Source organism: Nocardia araoensis NBRC 100135 (assembly GCF_000308435.1).
Taxonomy (GTDB): Bacteria; Actinomycetota; Actinomycetes; order Mycobacteriales; family Mycobacteriaceae; genus Nocardia; species Nocardia araoensis.
Genome location: NZ_BAFR01000080.1, coordinates 50631 through 66654, shown reverse-complemented (window position 1 = coordinate 66654; position 16024 = coordinate 50631). Strand labels below are relative to the sequence as shown.

15 protein-coding genes and 1 pseudogene are annotated in these 16024 nt (G+C 63.6%); 12 read left to right on the top strand and 4 right to left on the bottom strand.

Going from position 1 to position 16024, the window contains the following annotated elements:
* On the top strand, positions 1–387 hold a 387-nt coding region (locus ON21_RS10825), incomplete at its 5' end, for a hypothetical protein (RefSeq protein ID WP_218004062.1).
* Between the two features lie 23 nt (positions 388–410).
* Here ON21_RS10825 and ON21_RS38350 read toward each other — a convergent pair.
* The 3 genes from ON21_RS38350 to ON21_RS10810 all read right to left on the bottom strand — a co-directional run bounded on the left by ON21_RS38350 (position 411) and on the right by ON21_RS10810 (position 5032).
* Positions 411–2066: a DUF1308 domain-containing protein gene (locus ON21_RS38350; RefSeq protein ID WP_157170790.1), complete on the bottom strand. Its 1656-nt coding sequence runs from the start codon at positions 2064–2066 to the stop codon at positions 411–413.
* Positions 2067–3146: 1080 nt separating this feature from the next.
* Positions 3147–4403 carry a metal-dependent hydrolase family protein gene (locus ON21_RS10815; RefSeq protein ID WP_051020670.1) on the bottom strand — a complete coding sequence of 419 codons (1257 nt, stop codon included), beginning with the start codon at positions 4401–4403 and terminating at the stop codon, positions 3147–3149.
* A 5-nt stretch (positions 4404–4408) separates the two neighbouring features.
* The gene (locus ON21_RS10810) at positions 4409–5032 is read right to left on the bottom strand and encodes a TetR/AcrR family transcriptional regulator (RefSeq protein WP_169332687.1); all 624 of its coding nucleotides are present in this window, start codon (positions 5030–5032) and stop codon (positions 4409–4411) included.
* A 208-nt stretch (positions 5033–5240) separates the two neighbouring features.
* Here ON21_RS10810 and ON21_RS10805 point away from each other — a divergent pair, with 208 nt between their 5' ends.
* The 10 genes and pseudogenes from ON21_RS10805 to ON21_RS10765 all read left to right on the top strand — a co-directional run bounded on the left by ON21_RS10805 (position 5241) and on the right by ON21_RS10765 (position 14082).
* Positions 5241–6233, top strand: a complete 993-nt coding sequence (locus ON21_RS10805) for an LLM class flavin-dependent oxidoreductase (RefSeq protein WP_039797590.1) — start codon at positions 5241–5243, stop codon at positions 6231–6233.
* A 20-nt stretch (positions 6234–6253) separates the two neighbouring features.
* Entirely contained in the window at positions 6254–6694 is a 441-nt protein-coding gene (locus tag ON21_RS35760; protein ID WP_051020669.1) for a YybH family protein, read from the top strand.
* A complete protein-coding gene (locus ON21_RS10795; RefSeq protein ID WP_039797589.1) occupies positions 6694–7530 on the top strand; it encodes an alpha/beta fold hydrolase in 837 nt (278 codons plus the stop codon). The genes ON21_RS35760 and ON21_RS10795 overlap by 1 nt, the downstream gene beginning before the upstream one ends.
* A gap of 5 nt (positions 7531–7535) precedes the next feature.
* Positions 7536–8381 (top strand): FAD binding domain-containing protein, encoded by an 846-nt coding sequence (locus ON21_RS10790; RefSeq protein WP_051020668.1) that lies wholly within the window; start codon positions 7536–7538, stop codon positions 8379–8381.
* Positions 8378–8545, top strand: a pseudogene (locus ON21_RS40970) (2Fe-2S iron-sulfur cluster-binding protein); the annotation flags it as partial. The gene ON21_RS10790 and the pseudogene ON21_RS40970, both read left to right, overlap by 4 nt.
* Before the next feature lie 36 nt (positions 8546–8581).
* The gene (locus ON21_RS40965; RefSeq protein ID WP_373281124.1) at positions 8582–8875 is read left to right on the top strand and encodes a (2Fe-2S)-binding protein; all 294 of its coding nucleotides are present in this window, start codon (positions 8582–8584) and stop codon (positions 8873–8875) included.
* A complete protein-coding gene (locus ON21_RS10780; RefSeq protein WP_051020667.1) occupies positions 8872–11211 on the top strand; it encodes a xanthine dehydrogenase family protein molybdopterin-binding subunit in 2340 nt (779 codons plus the stop codon). The genes ON21_RS40965 and ON21_RS10780 overlap by 4 nt, the downstream gene beginning before the upstream one ends.
* Positions 11212–11226: 15 nt before the next feature.
* Complete coding sequence (locus tag ON21_RS36930; RefSeq protein ID WP_083880540.1) at positions 11227–11613, top strand: SCP2 sterol-binding domain-containing protein; 387 nt, start codon at positions 11227–11229, stop codon at positions 11611–11613.
* 36 nt (positions 11614–11649) lie between these two features.
* The gene (locus tag ON21_RS10770; protein WP_051020666.1) at positions 11650–12579 is read left to right on the top strand and encodes a DUF1028 domain-containing protein; all 930 of its coding nucleotides are present in this window, start codon (positions 11650–11652) and stop codon (positions 12577–12579) included.
* A 270-nt stretch (positions 12580–12849) separates the two neighbouring features.
* The gene (locus ON21_RS10765; RefSeq protein WP_039797586.1) at positions 12850–14082 is read left to right on the top strand and encodes an XdhC family protein; all 1233 of its coding nucleotides are present in this window, start codon (positions 12850–12852) and stop codon (positions 14080–14082) included.
* A gap of 191 nt (positions 14083–14273) precedes the next feature.
* Here the strand turns inward: ON21_RS10765 and ON21_RS10760 are convergent, their stop codons facing one another.
* Complete coding sequence (locus ON21_RS10760; protein ID WP_039797584.1) at positions 14274–14753, bottom strand: Lrp/AsnC family transcriptional regulator; 480 nt, start codon at positions 14751–14753, stop codon at positions 14274–14276.
* Positions 14754–14905: 152 nt separating this feature from the next.
* On the opposite strand from ON21_RS10760, the gene pdhA reads away from it, so the two are divergent.
* Positions 14906–16024, top strand: coding sequence for a pyruvate dehydrogenase (acetyl-transferring) E1 component subunit alpha (gene pdhA, locus ON21_RS10755; protein ID WP_039797582.1), 1119 nt, complete (start codon positions 14906–14908; stop codon positions 16022–16024).

Below are 16024 nucleotides of genomic sequence, written 5' to 3'. Positions count from 1 at the left end.
GGTGGTCGGCCAGGTGGTGCGGCGGTGGTCGAGCCAGAGGCGGATGGCGCGGTGACCGAGATCACCGAGGCGTTGACGCCGTTCGGCGAGGGTGATGCGCCGGTTGGCCAGGTCGACGTCGGCGAGTTTCAGGCTGCGAATGGCGCCTGTGCGGGCGGCGTTCTCAGCGGCCAGGGCGACGTGACCCGCCAGGGCGGGGTCGGTGGCCAGTTGCTCGACGGGCGTGGATCTCCTCGTCGGTCATCGGCAGCAGGGCCAAATCGGCGGGGCGGGTATTCGACCTCGGTGGCACCCAGCGGCCACTGCGCGATCCTGACGCCCACGACAACGATTGAGCAGGCTATCTCGGTGGCGAGGGGCGTACTCGTCCTCGGGCGGACGCGCTGAGAGTCATTCTGAGATTTCTGTGGTCATGACTCGTCGATGACTTCGATGCGGTGGTCGTCAACGATGTGTCCGTTCTCGTCTTCGATCCGGAGGGCTTCGATTCGGGATTTGACGGTGGGGTGCACACCGTTCATGAAGTGCATCTTCAGTTCTGGTGGTTTACCGTCTACCCAGTACTCGGGGTTCGTGTGGGAGATGGCCAGTTGTCTGCGGGCTTGTGCTTCCAGGTCCTTCTGGTGAGAGCGTTGAGAGTCGGGGTCGTTGGTCTTGACTTCGTGCCAGACGCGGCCCTCGTCGGTGACGATGTCGACCTCGCTGGCCATCCGGGCGCCGGTCGGTGTACTGACATCGACGAGCGGGCCCAGATCGTGGATGTTGTCTAGTTTCTGCGCCATCCGGATCTCACCCTCGTATCCACGAATTCCCGCCTCGGGTCCTTGCAGGGCGGCATCGTTGATCATGCGCCGGGTGACCGGGTCACCTGCCGCCGTGCGGGTCGCCACCCTGTCCGAGAACCGGGTGACGATGTCGCGGTGGGCGTCGATCCCCGCCTGCCAGCGGTCGGCTCCTTTCTCCGCCAACTCCGGTGACCTGTCCAACAGCGTGTTCAGGCGTTGCTGGGTCGCATCCAGGCGCTCGTGCATGGCTGTGAGCTTTTCACCGGCCGCGCGGAGTTCCGGTCCCGACAGCGGCTGTTGCTCGTACCGGTGTGTCGCGGCGAGCCGGTCGGCGATGCTGACACCGTCGCGCTCAGCTGCTGCCTGCATCTTGTTGAACCATTGGCTGGTGTTGTTCGCCGCGACGCTGTCGATCATCCGTTGAGCCTTCGCCGTCTCGGTGAACGCTTCGGTTTGACGCTCGGCGAGCCGGTCTGCCACATGTGGCGGGAATCCGTGCCGGGCGAATTCGGCCCGTTGTTCCAGCAGCGTCTCGCGGTAGGTGTTGGCCATCGGCTGCTGCCGGTAATCGTGGTATCGATCGTGCAGCAGACTCTTGGCATCGGCGACCGCACGCGGATCAGCGCCACTGTTTTCGATCAGAGCCACAGCTTGCTTCAACCCTTTGGGCAGCTGCTCGGCCCGCTCACTCTGCGTTGCAAAGCGTTCGAGCAGGTCATCGACGTGCCGTGGCCCGATCCTCCTGGGCGAGGAGCCGACCTCACGCAACACCGGGGTGAGCCCGATCTTGTCCGCCCACTCGGTGGTACGAGCCGTCGCGTCACGGATGATCAACTTTTGAGCCCGCTCCCCAGCCAGATACTCATCCACCTGGCGCCGCGCCGATGCGTCAGCCGCGTCCGCGGACTCGCCCCGCTCGCGAAGCTCGCGGGACTTGTTGTTGAGAAACTCCCGCCCCAGATTGGTCTCGCGCACCCGACGCTGTTCGGAGTACTTCTTCAGCACCGCCCGCTCGACCCGAGCCGTGGTCTCCCCGTCCACACCGGTGGCCCGGATACCTGCCAGCAGACCCTGCATCCCCTCGGGAAGCTCCTGACCATCGTGAGCGTCCTCGACGAGGTGTGATGACCGTTCCACCTCACGCGCGCTCGCCGCGATCTGCTGCCCACCGTGCTCGTCCGCGTCTCCGTGCTTGCGCATCGCATGGCGCAACTCATCAGCGTCGCCGCGATACCTGTCGTGCAAGCTGCGACCAAGCCGGCGACTGAGCAACTCTTCCAAGTCATCCCGTAACCGTCGCAAAAGCGCACTGAGCTCATCAGTGGAAAAGCCCCTCACCAAATACCCTTTCAACGCGCAGCCGCAGTTCGAGCACGGTTTTCCTGCCTGGATCCCCCGTCCGGGCAGCCGACGCGCGGCGAAGCTTCGCACCGGGTTTGCCCCGACAGCTTCGTGTGGTCCACCGTGGTAGCGGGCGGTGTGGTCCTCGAACAGCTCAGCGGCGCGGCGGTTACACGGCCGCGCCCTCCAGTGGTCGGGTCGACGCCATTGCTGGCTACCGATGGGCGGGCCTTACGGTCAGTGAGGAACAATGGACTGGACTTGCGGCCGCCCACCATCCGAGGCAACAACCGCGCGATGCCGATCTGCCACGCGGTTACCTCCCGCGCCCCCCTTGCGGGTCACCACCGCACACCGGTACGCCGTGTCGAGATCAAGCACATCCAGCATCAGCATCTCCTCGGCACACGCCGAAGATTCGTAGAACATGTACTACAGCAAGGCTCCCGTAGCGGCGTATCCGATCCTCGGATCTGGCCGGCCAGTTCCGTGCTCAAAGCCTTGTCTGCAACCGGCGGCGCGGGCCGCGCCCGTGAGCGCGCCAACGGCTCCCCCGACCAACCAGCCCTGCGCCCGCCATACCCGCACGCCGACGCCAGCGCGGTCAACCGGATACTCAACGTCTTCGCTGACTTGCCACCCCACACGAACATGGGCCAACCGATCGACCGATCCGGCTCCTGATCCAGGAGGGACACATCCGTATTCACCCCTGAATCGGCCACCAACCGATCGAACGCCGCCGCGTACGTCGCCCGCATGTTACGCACTGTGATCGTCACCAGGTAGATCCGCACCGCATCTGCCGACCGCGCACCACCCACTGGAGTCGGCGTATCTGAACCCGACTCGTCGGACCAACTCCAACCCGCCATCGCAGATAGTGTCCCGAGTCACCTCACAGGACCATGTCACTATCTCCGGCAACTCCTTAGCGCCGGATCGAGCGGACTTACTCCTCGGCCTCAAGCACACCGGAGACTGGGTGAAACTGTGGCCGTTCAACGCGGTCTGACCACATCAATCCGGGTTGCGCTGAAGTCGTACACACCCTGAATCGGTACTGCCGACGATAACTGTGCCTCGGTGGATAACTGTGTGCACACGGCTTGCGAGGTCCTGCACCGATATTTCGGTGCCTTGCAGGAGAACCAGGTTCGCGAGCTTACCCGCGGCGACTTCGCCGATCTCGTCTGCCGCACCGAGAAGACGGGCGGCGGAACTCGTCGCCGCACGCAGCGACTCGGTGGGTGTGAGACCGGTTTCGCATAGCAGCTCGAGTTCACGCAAGTTCTGTCCATGGGGGGCGATACCGGCATCAGTGCCCATCGCGATCATGACGCCGGCGTCGCGGGCAAGCTGCACCGATGCTAGGTGCGCCTCGAGTACGTCGGTGATCTTCTCGCGAGTCGCTTCGGTGAGTGTGGTGCTGTGCCGGGCTTGGCGGAGCAACGCATCCGGAGCTGAAAGAGTCGGAACCAGCCATGTCCCTCGTGCGGCCATCATTTCGACCGCTTCCTCATCGAGATAGACACCATGTTCGATCGAGCGAACGCCAGCGCGTACGGCGTTCTTGATACCGGCCGTGCCTTGTGCGTGAGCCATGACCGACAGACCCGCTGCGGAGGTCTCGGTGAGAAGTGCGTCGAGTTCGTCGTCGCGAAAGTGTGCCATTCGCGGGTCACTGCGTGGGCTGGTCACGCCGCCACTGGTGGCGACTTTGATGACATCTGCTCCGGCTCGCACCAGTTCGCGGACCGTTCGCCGGACCTCGTCGACGCCATCGGCGACGGTGGTAGCCGGCGTTCCTGGATGCGACGGCCAGAGTGCGTGGACGCACCCGCCGGATGCCATCCATTCGTCGGCGTGTCCGCCTGTTTGACTGATGATCCCGATCGCGATCTGCATGTCCGGCCCGGATATGAGACCGGACGAAATCGCGCGTTTGACACCGAGATCGGCCCCGGCGGCATCCCGTACGGTGGTAACACCTGCTCGCAGTGTGCGTGAGAGGTTGCGCGCTGCTCTGAAGAACCGTAACGAGAACGGTTCCTCGATCAATCGGAGAACATTGATCTCGTCCAGGGTTACGTGGACATGGCAGTCGATGAATCCAGGCACGACCAGGCAACCAGCCGCGTCGATCTCGTAGTCGCCATCAATGCCCAGGCCGACGTCGACGATGCGCTGGCCTTCGATTGCTACATCGGCGGTACTAGCGCTACCCGACAACGGATCGAAAACGCTACCTCCACGGACAATAAGCCGCTCGTTCATAGTCTTCACACCACATCGGGGCCGTAAAGTGCGCCGACCCATATCACAGCGAGCGCTCGGGTGACCACGTCTGGATCGGACAACGGTGCGCGGCCGAAGGACGCCAGCAGGTAGCGCTCGTTCATCCAGATAAGAGCCGCTGCCACCTCGCGGGGTTCGCTGACCCGGCTAGCGCCCTGCTCGATATCCTTTTCAATGCGTTCGGTAGTCGCGGCGATCAGGCGATCGGCGAGGGCTTGGTAGCGCCGCCCCATATCGGGATCGTAGCGAGCGGTATCGGAGATGGCCTGCAAGAGCCGGCCGTGTTCGGCGAAGATCTTGGTGAGCCCTGCCAAGCTGCGCCGCAGATCCGTGATGCTGTCGCCGGAGTCCTGCCACCAATTCACCGCGACGTGCTCCAGTTCCAGACCGACATCATCGAGTATCGCATTCAGCAGCTGCTGACGGTCTTCGAAGTATCGGTAGAAGGCTGTCCGGGCTACCTCTGCGGTGGCGGCGATCTCCTCGAGCGAGATTTCTGACCAGCTTCGGTCCTCGAGCAGCTCCTGCGCCGCGTCGAGCAACCGTCGACGCGCGTCTCGTCGTTGGGCGCGGCGACGGGCGCTCAGCTCGTGCTGTCGCGTAACCAAGATCTTTTCCCTCTCGTTCGAGTGGCTGCCGAATCGAACTCCTGGCGCACCTTGCGGAGCGCTCCAAACCGCATCCTATCACTTGGTGTCGCACGATCAGTGTTTCTATATGTTTGACATGATGTCACACACCACCTATGGTTGTCCGCAATCGAGGGGTTCCAAGCGAAGCTGGCCCCGACTAGGCAATCAGCCAAAGAAGAGGTAGATGATGCGGATCAGCCTGGCATACACCGGTTTTGGTTCCATTTTGGCGAACCTTCCAGCGATCCACGCGGCCGACGAGTGCGGTCTCGACGGCATCTGGTATGCCGAGCACATCTGCAACCACGATGCGATCGTGCCCGCGACCGTCTACTTACGAGAGACCGAGCGCCTGGAACTCGCGCTGATGGGCGTCAGTACAGCTGGTCGGCATCCAGGGGTGGCGGCTATGGAGCTCGCCTCATTGGCCGAGATCGCCCCTGGCCGAGTCCGAGCGGCTGTCGGAACCGGTGTGCCGGAGATGATCGCGAAGCTCGGCAAACGCCCACGTCGACCGGTCCAGGAGACGATCGCATTGCACCAGGCTCTTCGCACGGCGCTCGCGGGCGGTGACTTGAATGCAGACTACGGCGATTTTGGTTTCACGCAGTTCAAGATGAACCCCCTGGCGGGACCCCCACCGCTGGACATCATGGCCATCCGGCCGCGCATGGTGGAAGCAGCGGCGCGGCACGCCGACGGGGTCTGCCTCAGCGCTGGCAGTTCGCGTAAGTATTTGGCGCAGACGGTTCAGCGTGTGGAAACTACCTTGGCTGAGTCCGGCCGTGATCGTGCGAGTTTCCGAATCACGAGCCTCGTTGCCGCGTTCATCACCGACGATATGAGCAAGGCCCGGAGTCAGGTAGCTGCCTTGCTGTCCACCTTCGACCCGGCGACCACGGAGTACCTGGCTGCGGGCGCTATTCCAGATGGGGCACTCGTGAGGGCTGTCGGCGAGGGCGGCCCGTTCGCGGCGATGCCTGTGTTCACTCCCGACGTGATCGATGCAGTTGCAATGGTGTGCCCTCCAGACGGCATCGGGGAGGCATTGGGCCGATATGCCGAAACCGGAATCGATGAGCTCGCGGTCGCATTGTTCGCGCCGACGGAGCAGATTCCCGAACTCGTCCGAGCAATGGCCGCGAGCCGGCCGACGCTCGGCTCCAGTCTCTCCTAGAGAACGAACGGAATGAGGATATGACCGACGCTGCCAGCATGCTCGACACGGATACTCAGGAGATTCTGCGCCTCCATAGGGAATTTGTCGACGCCAACGGTCCCCTCGACTCCACGTATTTGCGGAATCGAGTCGTGTCGGGCCCGGACGAGATGATCTGGTTCAACCTCAACGGGTCAATCTACACCGGAGTGGATCATATTGCGCAGCTGTGGGACATGCTCGCGTCGATCATGGCCGGTGAGGCGATGAGCTCGGAACTGCGAGACGAGCATGTGCATGTGGTCGGCGACTGCGCATGGGTGACCTATCTCAACCACTACCGGGCGGATTTCGGCAATCTCGGCAGTTTCAACGCCGGGATGCGTGGTACCGAGATCTGGCGCCGCGACAATGGAATGTGGCAACTCGTGCATGTGCACTTCTCGACTCACGTGCCCAATCAGATGGGCGGGCACTGATGTCCGCGTGCTTCAAGCAGGTTAAAAACGCCGCGCGGGTTATGGTGCCCAGACCGGGCGGCGAGTTGTCCGTGTTGCTGCGACGCTCCGCGGGTGCCGCCCGAACCCCAGTGGTCTTGATACATGGCATCAACGGCGCCGCACGAGACTGGTCACATGTCATGGAACTGCTGTCGGATCGGCCGGTCCTCGCCATAGATTTGAGCGGGCATGGAGGTTCAGCACCGTGGTGCCGCTATGACGCGCAGACCTATGCCGAGGACATCATGACCGTGCTCGATCACTTCGCCTTGGGCGAGGTGCATCTCGTCGGTGCTTCGTTCGGTGGCGGGGCCGTGATCACCGTGGCGGCGCAGCGACGAGTCCAAGTGCGGTCTCTCACGATTGTGGGTGGGGCGCTGAGTCTGGCTGGTATCGCCGACGTCGATCAGATCGCTGCAGAGCTACGCAGGCTGGGTCCCGCCGCCTTCTTCGAAATGGTTGCCGAGGCCAGCTTCGCGCCCGGCACCGATCGTGCAGTCATCGACGAAACTGTGCAGTTGGCTGCGCTACGTGACATCGACACGATCGAAGGAATCATGCGGGATGCGCTCACCGCTGACGTGTCTGCGGCCGCCGCTTCCGTCCAGGCGCCGACCCTGGTTCTGACGGGCGAATACGACCAGACCTGCCCCCCGGCACTCGGTGCGGCACTCGCGCGAGCTCTCCGCGGGCATCACGAGATCCTCCCCGGTCGAGGCCATATGGCACATGTAGAGGACCCCGGCACGGTTGCCGACCGGATTGATGAGCATCTGGATGTAGCCGAGGCGGACGTTTCCGTGGCTGAGGGCTGAAATCTATGCATCCTGTCGACTTCGGCTACAGTGCGCCGACCACCGTGGCGCAGGCTTGCACCGAACTTTCCGGCGGCTCGCGTTGCACCCGCCTGCTCGCCGGCGGAATGAGCATCATGCCACAGATCATCCGGCGGCTCGCCCGGCCGGAACATCTCGTCGACATCACCAGAATCGCTGCACTGCAACAGCTGACGTCGACCGGTGAGGGCCTGCGGGTGGGAGCTGCCGTCGTCCAGCGCAGACTTGAAGGGAGCGCCGAACTCGCCGGCTACGACCTCCTTCGGCAGGCATTGCCTCGGATCGGGTCGGTGTCCACGCGCAACCGCGGCACGGTTGTCGGCAGTCTGGCACATGCGGATCCGGGAGCACAGCTCGGCGTGTGCCTGGTCGCGCTCGGCGGTGAACTCACCGCTGTGTCGACCGCTGGCGCGAGGCACATCCCGGTGACCGACTTCTTCCGCGGACCGTATACGACGGCGCTGCGGGCCGATGAACTCCTTACCGACGTGACCTTTGCACGTCCGCCCTTACATACCATCGGGTACTTTGAATCGGTCTCGCTCCGCGGACGCGGGGATACGCCCCTGATCAGCGTTGCCTTGCTCGGACGCCGCCGCGTAGATGCCGTACCACGGCTTGTGGTCGGCGGCGCGGGGCGGATACCGAGTCCAATTCCCGCGTCGATACTCGATGACCTCAGCGACAAGTCGATCGCCAGCGCATCGCACACCCTTCAGCAAGTATTGCGTTTCGACGACGACCTGCGGGCCAGCGCCGATCATCGCGTTCGCCTGACGGTACGCGTACTGACTCGGCTGTTGCACCGGTACCGCGAGGAGAGCCGATGATACACGAGACACAACCGATTACTGTTCACATCAACGGTCGTCCAGTATGCGCCGCTGTCGCCGCGCGGTACTCACTGTCCGACTTCATCAGGGAACGCGCCGGACTCACCGGAACACACGTCGGATGCGGCGAGGGCGTCTGCGGCAGCTGCACTGTTCTGGTAAACGGTACTTCGGCCCGCTCGTGCCTAATCCTAGCAGTGCAGGTCGACGGCGCCGAAATAACCACCGTCGAAGGACTATCCGCGACTGGCGAGCTGTCGGCAGTTCAAACGACACTGCTCGAACACGGCGCCTTCCAGTGCGGCTTCTGTACCTCCGGTGTCGTGGTTTTGATCGAAGAGTTGCTCGCCGAAATCGACGACGGGGCGCGACTGACACCGGAAGACATACAAGATCGGCTTGCCGGAGTTCTTTGCCGCTGCACCGGATACGCGCCTATCGTGGCCGCGGCAACCGCCTGTATCGCGGACCGGGTGAAGGGGATGCGATGACCGCCCCAGGCACGACCGAACGTAACCACCGTGCGCGGCTGCTCACCGGCGACGCCCGCTACTTGGCCGACAATGCCTCCACCGGCGATCTCCACCTAGTTGTCGTCCGGTCCCGGCAACCACACGCCAAGATCACCGTCGACGCCGACCCTGCACGGTCGGCACCAGGTGTGCAAATGGTACTGACCGGCTCCGATATCCGTCCGGCCACCTCTCCGATGCAGATGATGTGGAACGCGCCGATTCAAGCGAGCGCACCGACCTGGAGTTTGGCCGGCGACCGTGTCCGCTACGTCGGCGAGCCGATCGCTGCCGTCGTGGCCGACGACCCCTACCTCGCCGAGGACGCCGCCGAGTTAGTCGCCGTGCAGTACGACCCACTACCGGTATCGATCCAACCCGACCCGGATGGACCGCGCTTATATGACGACTGGCCGGACAACGTCTTCGGCCGGACTCGGTTCGAGGCCGGCGACCTGGAAGCCGCGCTCGACGCTGCCGCCCTCGTTGTCCGCGGCCGATATGGCCACGATCGGGTTGCCGGGTTACCACTGGAGACGCGAGGGGTCCGGGCCGAATGGACCAGCGACGGGCAAGCGCTCACCCTGACCACCTCGACCCAGTCACCCCACCAGGTCCGCGCTTCGCTTGCCCACACCCTGCAGATCGCGCCCCATGAGGTGCGCGTGCTGTGCGGCGACATCGGCGGCGCATTCGGCACCAAGGCATGTGCGTACGTAGAGGAGACGCTGGTCGCATTCGCCGCTCGGGCGGTGCGGCGCCCGGTTCGCTGGATCGAAAGTCGCGCCGAATCTTTTGTCGCCACAGTCCATGGGCGCGGCGCGACCGTCGACATCGAGCTGGGCCTAGCGAGCGATGGAACAATCAGCGGACTGCGCGCACAGGTGCTATTGGACTGCGGCGCAACGCCTTACATGGTCGGACTCGGTACTGGCATAGTGACCGCGGCCATGGTGTTCGGCCCGTATCGAATTGCCGATGCGCTCTCCGAACTGGTAGGTGTCGTCACCAATAAGACTCCAATCGGCGCCTACCGGGGCTTCGGCATGCCGGAAGCCACGTTCGCGATCGAACGCGCTCTCGACGAAGGAGCGCGGCGCCTTGATCTCGACCCGGTCGAGATCCGCCGCCGCAACATGCTGCAGCCCCACGAGCTACCCCATTGGACACCAGCCATGCTGTGTCTCGACAGTGGCGACTACCGACAGCTGCTCGACAAAGTTTCCGATCGAATCGACTGGCCGCGCACACGTGCAACGGCCGCCGACGCACGCGCAGGCGGGCGACTGATCGGCGTCGGGATAGCCAGCTACGTCGAGGCAACCAACTTCGGGCCGTCGCTGACATCGGCAATGATGGGAATTTCCAATCCTGGTCATGACCGCGCCGTGGTCCGGATCGACGACTCGGGCCAAGTGACGGTGCTCACCGGACAGATGCCGATGGGGCAGGGCCTCGACCTCGTTCTCATTCAGATCGCTGCCGAAGAAATCGGCGTTCCCGCTGCTCGCGTCTCGCTCGTCTGGGGAGACACCTTGGCCTGCCCATACACCGGCTATGGCAGTGGCGGAAGCCGCGGAGCGGGAGTCGCGGGCTCGGCAGTGATGACGGCCGCGCGTCAGATGCGAAACCGGCTTCGCGCGCTTGCGACACACCTTCTCGGCGTCGAGGATACCGCCGCCGTGCACGACATCGGCGACGGATTCAGGGACGACTCCGGCAATACCCTCAGTATTACGCAGCTTGCGGCCGCCGCTTACCGAGCCACAGATCTGCCTGCAGGCATGGAGCCCGGACTCGAGACTTCCTACAGCTACGATCCGAACGCATTCGCTTTCTCCTATGGAACGGTCGCAGCTGTGGTCGAGGTTTCCACCGACACGGGTGCAGTCGACGTACAACGCCTCGTCTTCGGACACGACTGCGGCCGGCAACTCAACCCAAAGATCGTTGCCGCGCAGATACGCGGCGGCGTAGCGCAAGGTATCGGGGCCACATTATTCGAGCACCTGCCGTACACGGAAGACGGTCACCCCGCCGTCCAGTCTCTGTGGGACTACTTCCCCCCACTGGCCGCCAATGTTCCCGATATCGAACTGGTGCACACAGAAACGCCGTCACCGTTCTCGCTCAATGGTGCGAAAGGAGTCGGCGAGAGTGGCGTGATCCCGATCGCGGCCGTAATCGCCAATGCCATCCGTGACGCACTCGGACACGACAGCCAGGTCACGGACTCGGTGCCGATCACCGCCGAACGACTGCTCGAAGAGCTGGAACGCGATCGGCGGATCACCGATCCGTCGGCAACCATATAACGAGAGGACCATCCGATGAAATATGCGTCTCAAGAGTGGCTGGATCGACAGTGTGAGTTGCAACAAGCATTTACCTCACGCCCCGGTGCCTCTGCGCGAGTGCAGTATCGGCTTCTAGACGCCCCCGGTGGAGGCGAGATCCGATATTACGCCGATGTCCAGGATGGGCGCGCCGTCGAGCAGAAACTTGGAGACGACCCCCACGCGCAATGTACGATGATCTGCTCCTATGACGATTCCGTCGCGATGCTACGCGGCCAGCTTGCGCCGACCACCGCATTCATGGACAAACGAATAAAGGTGACCGGCGACGTGGCGAAGCTGGCTCCACTGATGCCGCTCACGCAAACCCAGGAATACCGCAAGCACTACGAACAGCTCCTCACCGAAACCGAGTTCTGATATGCAGCAATCGGATCCACCCGGGCGTAGGTCGCGATGACATTCTCGATTCTCGCCTACGACCCGATCGCCGGTCAGCTCGGCGTGGCGTCGCAATCGCACTATCCCGGTGTCGGCGCAGTCGTCACATGGGCCGAGGCCGGCGTCGGCGCGGTCGCCACGCAGGCCTTCGCCGATCCCTCGTACGGCCCACGCGCGCTCGCGCTGATGCGCGCCGGGATGGACGCGGGACAAGTTTCAACCCACCTTCTCGGTGCCGACGCGGGGCGCGAGACACGCCAAGTCGGCATCCTAGATGTCGCCGGGAACGTCGCAACGCATACAGGTCGGCTGTGCGTGCCCGCGCTGAGCGAGGCGCACGCGCCATACGCCCTCGCGATTGGTAACACCCTCGACAGCGATACCATCGCCGCCGCGATGGTCCACGGCTACGAAACTACGGACGGCGATCTGACACATCGCCTGCTCGCCGCATTACAGTCCGGTCAAACAGCCGGCGGCGACATCCGCGGGATGCAGTCCGCAGCGCTGCGTGTGGTTCGCACCGAACCGACACAGGACCCGTGGGACGGCGTGATCCGCGACCTTCGCGTGGACGATCACAGCTATCCGATCGCCGAGTTGGGCCGGCTGGCCGACCTGTACGACGTGTTCGATGCCATCTCCGAAGTGGTCTTCGCCCCGCAAGGTGTCGTACTCGGAGCGCGTGAAGTCCATTCTGCACATAGCTATGTCGCGGCGGCCGAGCGGCTGGTCCGCGCGGATCATCTCCTCGGGGCCAACCCGGAAGCAGCGTTCTGGGCTGCGGTTGTACACGCCCGCGCCGGACGATCCGACCTTGCCCGGCGTCTGCTCGACAGTGCTACACGGCGAAACCGCAGGCTTCCCGAGCTGTTCCGCCGACTGGTCGACACAGGCATTCTCACCGAAGCCGACGTCGACGCGTCGATCAGGACTCGGCATTAGCCATGTGCTCGGTCTTCCCAGCTAGGACAGCGATGAGATCGGCCGCCCTCAGCAGCCTGTTCGTCCTGATCTCTGCCCAGTGGCTTCGGGATCGTAGCCACGACGACTCCGTGGACCATCGTCGACCGAGTGTCAACCTCGGCTGGGCTGGTCGTGGCCGCGGTATCGCTGCCACGCGAAACAGTACGCAGAACCGCCCCACTCACCTCAGCGACAAGACCGCCGAGGCCACTCGCCAGCGGATTAGCCGGTGACAGGAGGTCCTAACGAATGCGTGATGTTCTCCCTCAACTTCTCTCCTGGTGGCATGCCGGTGAAGTGGTCGGCGTCGGCACCGTAGTCGCGACCTTCGGCTCCGCTCCTCTTCCGCCAGGAGCCACGATGATCGTCGGACCCGACGGAACCTCGGTCGGGTCGGTGTCGGGCGGCTGCGTCGAGGGAGCGGTCTACGACCTGGCGTCGGCGGCGGTCAACTCTCGAACCCCGGTCCTCGTGCGGTATGGGATCTCTGAGGAAGACGCACTGGCGGTAGGCCTGACCTGCGGTGGCACCCTCGACGTCTTCGTAGACAGAGTCAGCCGCCAGACCTATCCCGAACTCGATACGATTGCCGCCGACATCGAGGTGGGACGCGCGGTCGCGGTCGCGACCGTGATCGAGCACCCGAACCCCGCGAGACTTGGTCGCCGACTCGTCGTACGCCCCTCCGACGGGACAGCCGACCGCGCGAACACCGGGTCGAAGGGAGCCACGCCCGCCCGAACGGTATCAACGCTCGGGTCCACGCGGCTCGACGGCATGGTTCGGGACGATGTGTTGAGTATTCTCGCCGCCGGTCATAACGCGACACTGAGTTACGGGCCAAACGGTGACCGGGGTGGCGAGGGAATGCGTCTCTTTGTCTGGACCTGCGTTTCCCGGCCGCGACTAATCGTGTTCGGCGCCACGGATTTCGCGACCGCGTTGACCAGAGTCGGAGGATTACTCGGGTACCACGTTACCGTCTGCGATGCTCGACCGGTCTTCGCAACGAAGACCCGGTTTCCCCAGGCAGATGAAGTCGTTGTCGACTGGCCTCACCGCTACCTTCGCCGAGAACGCGACGCAGGCCGGATCGATCCCCGAACAGTGATCACAATCCTCACCCACGACCCCAAGTTCGATGTGCCCGTCCTGGCAGAGGCACTACGACTGCCCGAGGTGGCGTACATCGGAGCGATGGGCTCCCGCAAAACAAATACCGACCGCCTGGCTCGACTACGTGAGGCAGGACTAGCCGCCAGCCAGGTTTCGAGGCTTCACAGTCCGATCGGCTTGGACCTAAGAGGCCGCACCCCCGAGGAGACCGCGATCAGCGTCGCGGCAGAGTTCATCGCGACGCGCTGTGGCGGCACCGGCCGGCCCCTGCGCGACCTCACCGGGCCTATTCACTCCCTCGAGACGAATCGTCTCGAATCACCACGGCTGCACAAGTTTCATGAGAACGTCGAGCCTACGTTGTAACTCCAGCTCGGAATCCTACTCGTCGTCTTCCTCCTGAACTACCGCCGAATCCCTGTACCGGTTATCTTTCGGCGTCGGCAGCGGTCCCGCCCCACCCGCCTACCCGAGTTGCGCTGTGCTGACCCGATCAGCGCGCCCCACCTTTCCTCGGAGAGTTTTTTCGGAAAATCGGCACTGTCCTCCGGCAGCGGTCACCGCGGTTCCCATATCGAGCGCGGGCCGTTGGCTTCTTCCAAGATCAGCCACGTCTTGGTCGACCGGACCCCATTCAGAGCATGCAGCCGCTCGAGCACCAAGTTGCGAAGTGCGGTGTTGTCCGGTGCTCGAACCAGAACGAGGACGTCGAAATCACCACCCAGCAATGAAAAATGCTCTACGAACGGCAGAGCACTCAACTGACTGGCAACCCCTTTCCACGAGCCCTGCCGGATTGAGAGCGCAATAAATGCAGACGCGCCGAAGCCTGCTCGCTCGTGGGCGATGCGGGTGGTGAATCCCTCGATCACCCCCACCTTCTGCAGTCGCTCGATTCGTACGTAGGCGTGGGCACGGGAAATGTGCACTTTCTCTGCGAGTGCCCGCACCGAGATTCTGCTGTCGTCAACGAGTTCCTGGATTATCTGCCGGTCAATCGCATCGAGTACATAAGGGTCGTTTGTGTCGGTGGCCATCTGTCCATCTCGGCGTGGTCGCTCACACGGCAGTGAGACATTCTGTCACGTACTCGGACATTGTAGTCCGTTTGCCTTCGTTTTCCGCATAGCGTTGTCGTTTAGCCGCTTGCTTGCGAGGATCGGCAGGACACAATGTATTTGGAGGCAATGTGACGCTCGTGGAGCCTGTCGATGCGCTGCAGTACCGGAAGTTCCTCCCGGCGGATACCGCGGTGCAGTACCTGGATGCGGCGGGTCAGCCGAAACAAAGTGAGGCACGGTATCCGCGCCCGGACGATGACCGGCTCATCGAGATGTATCGGAAAATGGTGCTCGGGAGGCGGTTCGACCAACAGGCGACCGCCCTGACCAAGCAGGGGCGATTGGCCGTGTACCCGTCCTCCCGTGGACAGGAGGCCTGCCAGATCGCGGCAGCGATGAGCCTGCAGCCTTCGGACTGGATGTTCCCCACTTACCGAGACTCCGTCGCCCTGGCCGCCCGCGGGATCGATCCGGTAGAAATCCTCAGCATGTTTGCCGGTGACTGGCACTGCGGCTACGACCCCGCCACTCACCGCACCGCCCCGCAGTGCACCCCTCTGGCAACACAGCTACTGCATGCCGCCGGCCTGGCCTACGGCGAGAACCGCAATGGCAACGACACGATCGCGCTGGCGTTCTGCGGAGACGGCGCCACCAGCGAAGGCGACTTCCATGAAGCTCTGAACTTCGCAGCCGTGTTCAAGGCGCCGGTCGTGTTTCTGATACAGAACAACGGATTCGCGATCAGCGTCCCCCTCGCGCGACAGAGCGTCGCACCCAGTCTCGCGCACAAAGGTGTCGGCTACGGCATCGGCTCCGAGCAGGTCGACGGCAACGACCCTGTCGCGATGCTCGCGGTGATGGACGAGGCAGCACGGTTCGTCCGCGCGGGCAACGGGCCCGTTATCATCGAGGCCCACACCTATCGGATCGACGCGCACACCAATGCCGACGACGCCACCCGGTACCGGGACTCCTCCGAAGTCGAGCAGTGGCTACAGCGCGACCCCCTTGCACGTTTGGAGACCTACCTGCGCGGCAAGGACCTGATGGACGACGCGTTCGCCGCCGCACTCGCTGCCGAGGCCGAAACAGCTGCCGCGGAGCTACGGTCAGGAATGAACATCGACCGTCCCGCCGATCCACTCGACCTGTTCCGGTATGTCTTTGCCGAGCCCACCCCACAGCTGCACGAGCAGCAGGCGCAGGTGCAGGCCGAACTCGCTGCAGAGTCCGAGGAGAACTGA